Genomic DNA, 5,903 nt, shown 5'->3' with positions numbered 1-5,903 from the left:
CTTGCAAGTTGAAAAAAGGTTCTTACCTTTGCAGCCCGCTTCAGAGGGAAGGGGATAAAGGGAAGGCTGGTAACACAGCTTCTTCGATCAAAGGAAAGGTTGCAAGCACAGCTTCTCCGGTTGAAAGAAAAAGAAAAAAAACTTTCTGCCGGGTACTTGGAAAAAGGAAAAAGGTTCTTACCTTTGCATCCGCTTCCAGCAAGAAGGAAAGCTGAAAAGTACAAAAGAGTGACAGCGGCCAACCGGGCTGCTGAAAAGAAAAAAAGAGAGAAAATAAAGTTGCAGAATAGGAAAAGCTTTCCGACCTTTGCACTCCGCAAAACACGCTGACAAGGCCAGGCGAGCGGAAAACTTCAACAACATCACGACACACGAAAGGTGAGTCGGCAAGCAGAGACAACAGGTTTCTGACACGTTCTTTGAGAGATTGCTTAAGACAAAAAAAAGAATAAGGAAAAGGTGTTCCGCGTAAGGAATAAGACAAGTAAGCACATGCTACGTCAAGCCCTTCTTCGGAGGGGCACAAAAAAAGAAGAGTCAGCGGTCGGACAGACACATTTAAAATTTTCTATTACAATGGAGAGTTTGATCCTGGCTCAGGATGAACGCTAGCGGCAGGCCTAATACATGCAAGTCGAACGAGATCAGGAGCTTCGGTTCCTGGTTTAGTGGCGCACGGGTGCGTAACGCGTATGCAACCTACCTTCTATTGGGGGATAGCCTTCCGAAAGGAAGATTAATACCGCATAAGACCCCTGTCCCGGCATCGGGATGAGGTTAAAGCTGAGGCGATAGAAGATGGGCATGCGTGCCATTAGCTAGTTGGTTGAGGTAACGGCTCACCAAGGCTACGATGGCTAGGGGTTCTGAGAGGATGGTCCCCCACACTGGTACTGAGACACGGACCAGACTCCTACGGGAGGCAGCAGTAGGGAATATTGGGCAATGGCCGAGAGGCTGACCCAGCCATGCCGCGTGCAGGATGAAGGCCTTCTGGGTTGTAAACTGCTTTTATCAGGGAAGAAAACGCTCTTGCGAGAGTAACTGACGGTACCTGATGAATAAGCACCGGCTAACTCCGTGCCAGCAGCCGCGGTAATACGGAGGGTGCAAGCGTTGTCCGGATTTATTGGGTTTAAAGGGTGCGTAGGCGGCCCGGTAAGTCAGCGGTGAAATCCCAGGGCTCAACCCTGGAACTGCCGTTGATACTGCCGGGCTTGAGTTTGGTCGAGGCGGGCGGAACTGGTGGTGTAGCGGTGAAATGCATAGATACCACCAAGAACCCCGATTGCGTAGGCAGCTCGCTGGGCCAAAACTGACGCTGAGGCACGAAAGCGTGGGGAGCGAACAGGATTAGATACCCTGGTAGTCCACGCCGTAAACGATGAATACTCGATGTTGGCGATACACTGTCAGCGTCCAAGCGAAAGCGTTAAGTATTCCACCTGGGGAGTACGCCCGCAAGGGTGAAACTCAAAGGAATTGACGGGGGCCCGCACAAGCGGTGGAGCATGTGGTTTAATTCGATGATACGCGAGGAACCTTACCTGGGCTAGAATGCGCGTGACAGAAGCAGAGATGCTTCCTTCCTTCGGGACACAAAGCAAGGTGCTGCATGGCTGTCGTCAGCTCGTGCCGTGAGGTGTTGGGTTAAGTCCCGCAACGAGCGCAACCCCTACCTTTAGTTGCCAGCGAGTAATGTCGGGGACTCTAAAGGGACTGCCTTCGCAAGAAGTGAGGAAGGCGGGGACGACGTCAAGTCATCATGGCCCTTACGCCCAGGGCTACACACGTGCTACAATGGCCGGTACAGAGGGTCGCCACCTAGTGATAGGGCGCCAATCTCAAAAAGCCGGTCTCAGTTCGGATCGAAGTCTGCAACTCGACTTCGTGAAGCCGGAATCGCTAGTAATCGCGCATCAGCAATGGCGCGGTGAATACGTTCCCGGGCCTTGTACACACCGCCCGTCAAGCCATGGAAGTCAGGGAGACCTGAAGCCGGTGACCGTCAAAGGAGCCGTCTAGGGTAAAACTGGTAACTGGGGCTAAGTCGTAACAAGGTAGCCGTACCGGAAGGTGCGGCTGGATCACCTCCTTTCTAGGGACGACCGTTGACCTTCTCAGACAAAGCCGTGCTTGCAGAAGCTTGTTGCTATGGTGGGATGCCTTTTTTGTTCTTTTCTGCGTCTTAAGCAATTTATCTCAAAACTCATTTTTACTGGTTGCGTGTAAGCGCCCACCGGCGGCAAGAGCGCCGACTTCGGGCTTGTAGCTCAGGTGGTTAGAGCGCTACACTGATAATGTAGAGGTCCGTGGTTCGAGTCCACGCAGGCCCACACGCTTTTAATCCGGGGGATTAGCTCAGCTGGCTAGAGCGCCTGCTTTGCACGCAGGAGGTCAACGGTTCGACTCCGTTATTCTCCACACCAAGTAACCCATAATAAGTAAAAACAGCAGGTTTTTACTTCACATTTAGAGAAAGAGATCTTAGGGCAGGAGCAGGAGTGAAAACTCGTGACTCGGCACTCAAGACTCAGAACTAAACAAAGTTCTTTGACATAATGGAAGAGAGAAAAAAGTAAAGAAAAGTTTAGGCTATCTTTAAGTAGATAGCTCATGCAAACAAAGAAGAAGCGGGCTGGCTGTCGCAAGACAGCCGGCCAAGAACGCAGAGAAGGGCGCATGGGGAATGCCTAGGCTCTCAGAGGCGATGAAGGACGCGACAAGCTGCGAAAAGCTGCGGGGATTGGCACATACAAGTTGATCCGCAGGTATCCGAATGGGGCAACCCACTTGAATGAAGTTCAAGTATCCTATATGGAGGCAAACCCGGAGAACTGAAACATCTAAGTACCCGGAGGAAGAGAAAACAACAGTGATTCCGCAAGTAGTGGCGAGCGAACGCGGAACAGCCCAAACCAGTGCTGTTACGGCAGTGCTGGGGTTGTAGGGCCACGACATCGGACCAAAAACTGAAACGTAACGACCTGGGAAGGTCGGCTGGAAAGGGTGATAGCCCCGTGCGTGTAAGGTCTTTGGCCGTAGTGGTACCCTGAGTAGGGCGGGGCCGGTGAAACCCCGTCTGAAGCAAGCGGCACCATCCGCTAAGGCTAAATACTCCTGAGAGACCGATAGTGAACCAGTACCGTGAGGGAAAGGTGAAAAGTACCCTGAATAAGGGGGTGAAATAGACCCTGAAACCATGCGCTTACAAGCTGTCGGAGCCCCTTCGTGGGGTGACGGCGTGCCTTTTGCATAATGAGCCTACGAGTTACTCCTCTCTGGCAAGGTTAAGCCTCTCAAGGGGCGGAGCCGCAGCGAAAGCGAGTCTGAATAGGGCGCAGAGTCAGAGGGGGTAGACGCGAAACTTTGTGATCTACCCATGGGCAGGTTGAAGCTGTGGTAACACACAGTGGAGGACCGAACCAGTTTCCGTTGAAAAGGATTTGGATGACCTGTGGGTAGGGGTGAAAGGCCAATCAAACTGAGAAATAGCTCGTACTCCCCGAAATGCCTTTAGGGGCAGCGTCGTGGTGGAGTCTTGTGGAGGTAGAGCTACCGATAGGACTAGGGGGAGTCACATCCTACCGAATCCTGACGAACTCCGAATGCCACTAGATATACACGGCAGTGAGGCCTGGGGTGCTAAGGTCCCGGGCCGAGAGGGAAAGAACCCAGACCATCAGCTAAGGTCCCAAAGTTCATGCTAAGTTGAACAAAGGGGGTCCACTTGCTTAGACAGCCAGGAGGTTGGCTTGGAAGCAGCCATTCCTTTAAAGAGTGCGTAACAGCTCACTGGTCGAGCGAGAGGGCATCGATAATAATCGGGCATCAAGCATGGCACCGAAGCTATGGATTGTACTTTAAGTACACTGGTAGGGGAGCATTCCACCGGCGGCGAAGGCGTTCTGACAAGGAGCGTTGGAGCTTGTGGAAAAGCAAATGTAGGCATAAGTAACGATAATGCGGGCGAGAAACCCGCACACCGAAAGACCAAGGTTTCCTGATCAACGCTAATCGGATCAGGGTTAGTCGGGTCCTAAGGCCGAGGCGAAAGCGCAGGTCGATGGACAGCTGGTTAATATTCCAGCACCGGCTATGTATAGCGATGCGGTGACGGAGAAGTGAAAGGACCGCGCACTGACGGAATAGTGCGTTGAAAGTCGTAGGTATATTTTGGGTTGTGAAGTACGCCCGAGATGCTGAAAGCTGATAGTACTCCAAGGCTTCGGCCGCGGAGATAGTGTCCCTAATCCGGCTCCCTAGAAAACCCGCTAAGCGTTTAAATACATAGCCGCCCGTACCGCAAACCGACACAGGTGGTCGAGGAGAGAATCCTAAGGTGCTCGAGTGAATCACGGCCAAGGAACTCGGCAAAATGACCCTGTAACTTCGGGAGAAGGGGTGCTTCCTCTACGCAAGTAGAGAAGCCGCAGTGAAGAGGCCCAGGCGACTGTTTAACAAAAACACATGGCTTTGCAAAATCGAGAGATGACGTATAAGGCCTGACACCTGCCCGGTGCCGGAAGGTTAAGAGGGGGGGTTAGCTGTTAAAGGCGAAGCTCTGAATCGAAGCCCCGGTAAACGGCGGCCGTAACTATAACGGTCCTAAGGTAGCGAAATTCCTTGTCGGGTAAGTTCCGACCTGCACGAATGGTGTAACGATCTGGGCGCTGTCTCAGCCGTGAGCTCGGTGAAATTGTAGTCTCGGTGAAGATGCCGAGTACCCGCAACGGGACGGAAAGACCCCGTGCACCTTTACTATAGCTTAGCATTGCTGCTGGGCAACTCATGTGTAGGATAGGCCGGAGGCTTTGAAGCGGTGTCGCCAGGCATCGTGGAGCCTTCCTTGAAATACGGCCCTTGAGTTGCTTGGCACCTAACCTCTTACAGAGGGGGACAGTGCTTGGTGGGTAGTTTGACTGGGGTGGTCGCCTCCAAAACAGTAACGGAGGCTTTCAAAGGTACCCTCAGTACGCTTGGTAACCGTACGCAGAGCGCAATAGCAGAAGGGTGCTTGACTGTGAGGCCTACAAGCCGAGCAGGGCCGAAAGGCGGATATAGTGATCCGGTGGTTCCGCATGGAAGGGCCATCGCTCAAAGGATAAAAGGTACGCCGGGGATAACAGGCTGATCTCCCCCAAGAGCTCATATCGACGGGGAGGTTTGGCACCTCGATGTCGGCTCGTCACGTCCTGGGGCTGGAGAAGGTCCCAAGGGTTCGGCTGTTCGCCGATTAAAGTGGCACGCGAGCTGGGTTCAGAACGTCGTGAGACAGTTCGGTCCCTATCTGTTGTGGGCGTAGGAGATTTGAGGGGTTCTGACCTTAGTACGAGAGGACCGGGTTGGACGAGCCTCTGGTGTACCTGTTGTCGCGCCAGCGGCAGCGCAGGGTAGCTACGCTCGGATGGGATAAGCGCTGAAAGCATCTAAGTGCGAAACCCACCCCAAGATGAGATCTCCCTGTAAGGGCCGTTCCAGACGAGGACGTCGATAGGCTGCAGGTGTAAAGGCAGAAATGTCATAGCTGAGCAGTACTAATTGCCCGGGAGCGTTCTAGCCTGTCTTTCTTAAGACTAGGTGGCGTGGAAAACCAGCCCGCTGCTTCTTATTGCTTTATTTTTGTCTCTCTCCCATTCTTTGTCATACTCCATTCGTCCGCATAAAAGCCGGACAACGATAATGGTGGCTATGGCTCCGGTGTTCACCTCTTCCCATCCCGAACAGAGAAGTTAAGCCCGGACGCGCCGATGGTACTGGGGTCACACCCGGGAGAGTAGGTGGCCGCCAACCCTTTCATCCAACACCCCCTCTCCTTCACGGAACAGGGGGTGTTGCTGTTTTTACCCTATACCAACTCCTAAAGCAGAGGAGTATACCTATTACCTGGTAAAGAGGCTGGC

General features: G+C 53.0%; 1 protein-coding gene, 2 tRNA genes and 3 rRNA genes. All 6 read left to right on the top strand.

Annotated features, from left to right (window positions below):
• A partial coding sequence (locus LWL52_RS20480; protein ID WP_242923826.1) for a hypothetical protein occupies positions 1-215 on the top strand: 215 nt, incomplete at its 5' end.
• A 358-nt stretch (positions 216-573) separates the two neighbouring features.
• Positions 574-2,098, top strand: a 16S ribosomal RNA gene (locus LWL52_RS20475).
• Positions 2,099-2,262: 164 nt separating this feature from the next.
• Positions 2,263-2,336: transfer RNA gene (locus LWL52_RS20470), tRNA-Ile, on the top strand.
• Positions 2,337-2,350: 14 nt separating this feature from the next.
• A tRNA-Ala gene (locus tag LWL52_RS20465) sits at positions 2,351-2,424 on the top strand.
• 238 nt (positions 2,425-2,662) lie between these two features.
• A 23S ribosomal RNA gene (locus tag LWL52_RS20460) occupies positions 2,663-5,561 on the top strand.
• A gap of 120 nt (positions 5,562-5,681) precedes the next feature.
• Positions 5,682-5,793 (top strand): 5S ribosomal RNA (rrf, locus tag LWL52_RS20455).
• The 16S, 23S and 5S rRNA genes sit together here with 2 tRNA genes alongside, the layout of an rRNA operon.
• Positions 5,794-5,903: the final 110 nt, after the last annotated feature.

It is taken from the genome of Pontibacter liquoris, assembly GCF_022758235.1.
Lineage (GTDB): Bacteria > Bacteroidota > Bacteroidia > Cytophagales > Hymenobacteraceae > Pontibacter > Pontibacter liquoris.
This window is presented reverse-complemented; position numbering and strand designations above follow the sequence as displayed.